2 protein-coding genes are annotated in these 1,685 nt (G+C 65.1%); both read right to left on the reverse strand.

Annotated features, from left to right (window positions below; translation table 11 throughout):
* A partial coding sequence (locus AC1DKD_RS41090; protein ID WP_477144730.1) for an FAD-dependent oxidoreductase occupies positions 1–690 on the reverse strand: 690 nt, incomplete at its 3' end.
* Between the two features lie 133 nt (positions 691–823).
* Positions 824–1,685 (reverse strand): 2-oxoglutarate dehydrogenase complex dihydrolipoyllysine-residue succinyltransferase (gene odhB, locus AC1DKD_RS41095; protein ID WP_477144731.1); only part of this gene is annotated, 862 nt, incomplete at its 5' end.

Raw genomic sequence — 1,685 nt, forward strand, 5'->3', positions numbered from 1 at the left:
CGCCACGCCTTCGTCGGCGGCGCCCAGGAAGGCCGGCAGCGCTTCCAGCACGGTGACTTCGGCACCCAGGCGGCGCCATACCGAACCCAGCTCGAGGCCGATCACGCCGGCACCGATCACACCCAGCTTCTTCGGCACGCCGGAGAACTTGAGCGCGCCTTCGTTATCGCTGACCAGCACGTTGTCCACCGCGACGCCCGGCAGGTGACGCGCCTTGGAGCCCGTGGCGATGATGACCTGCTTGGCCGTCACGACTTCGGCGCCGGCCTTGCCGGCGATCTCGACCTGGAAGCCCTCGGCGGTCTTGCCGACGAACTTGCCGTAGCCCTTGAGCAGCGTGACCTTGTTCTTGCGGAACAGGAACTCGATGCCCTTGGTCATCTTGCCGACGATATCGTCCTTGCGCTTGAGCATCTTGGCCACGTCGACCTTGACGTCGCCAACCGTGATGCCGTGGTCGCCCAGGTGATGCTGCACGTTCTCGAATTCTTCCGAKGAGGCCAGCATTGCCTTGGAGGGGATGCAACCCACGTTCAGGCAGGTGCCTCCCAGGCGCGGTTCGTCCTTGGGATCGTCGTAGGCATTGCCTTCGCAGCAGGCCACGTTCAGGCCCAGCTGGCCGGCACGGATGGCGGCGATGTAGCCGCCGGGGCCGGCACCGATGACCAGCACGTCGAATTGTTTGCTCATGGAGATTCCTTTTGCAGCCCGGGCCGGGGCAACATCGCCCGCCAGGCCGCCTTCAACTCTTCGGTCCGTCATGCCCGCCCGCGCCGCGTATATCTGCGGGCATGGCGGGCAAGACCTCAGTCAATGCGGATGATTACAGGTCCAGCAGCAGGCGGGCCGGATCTTCCAGCGCATCCTTCATGGCGACCAGGCCCAGGACGGCTTCCCGGCCGTCGATGATGCGGTGGTCGTAGGACATGGCGAGGTAGTTCATCGGACGGATCACGATCTGGCCGTCTTCCACCACCGCGCGGTCCTTGGTGGCGTGCACGCCCAGGATGGCCGACTGCGGGGGGTTGATGATCGGGGTCGACAGCATCGAACCGAAGGTGCCGCCATTGGAGATCGAGAACGTACCGCCGGTCAGCTCTTCCAGGGACAGCTTGCCGTCACGGGCCTTCACGCCGAATTCGGCGATCTTCTTCTCGATGTCCGCCAGGCTCATCTGGTCTGCGTTGCGCAGGATGGGCACCACCAGGCCGCGCGGCGAGCCCACCGCGATACCGATGTCGAAATAGCCGTGGTAGACGATGTCATTGCCGTCGATCGAAGCGTTGATCAGCGGGAACTTCTTCAGCGCATGCACCGCGGCCTTGACGAAGAAGGACATGAAACCCAGCTTGACRCCGTGTTCCTTCTCGAAGCGGTCCTTGTATTTGGCGCGCAGGTCCATCACCGGCTTCATGTTCACTTCATTGAAGGTGGTGAGGATGGCGTTGGTGGATTGCGATTGCAGCAGGCGCTCGGCAATACGGGCGCGCAGGCGACTCATCGGCACACGCTCTTCCGGACGGTCGCCCAATGCGGCGAAGTCCACCGGGGCGGAAACCTGCTGCAGCGCCGGCCTGGCGGCGGCCGGAGCCGGAGCGGCCTTGGCGGCAGGCSCGGCGGCCGGAGCCGAGGTCGCGGCCAGCACGTCGCCCTTGGTGATGCGGCCATCCTTGCCCGTGCCAGCG

Source organism: Cupriavidus sp. 05T313 (genome assembly GCF_056396665.1).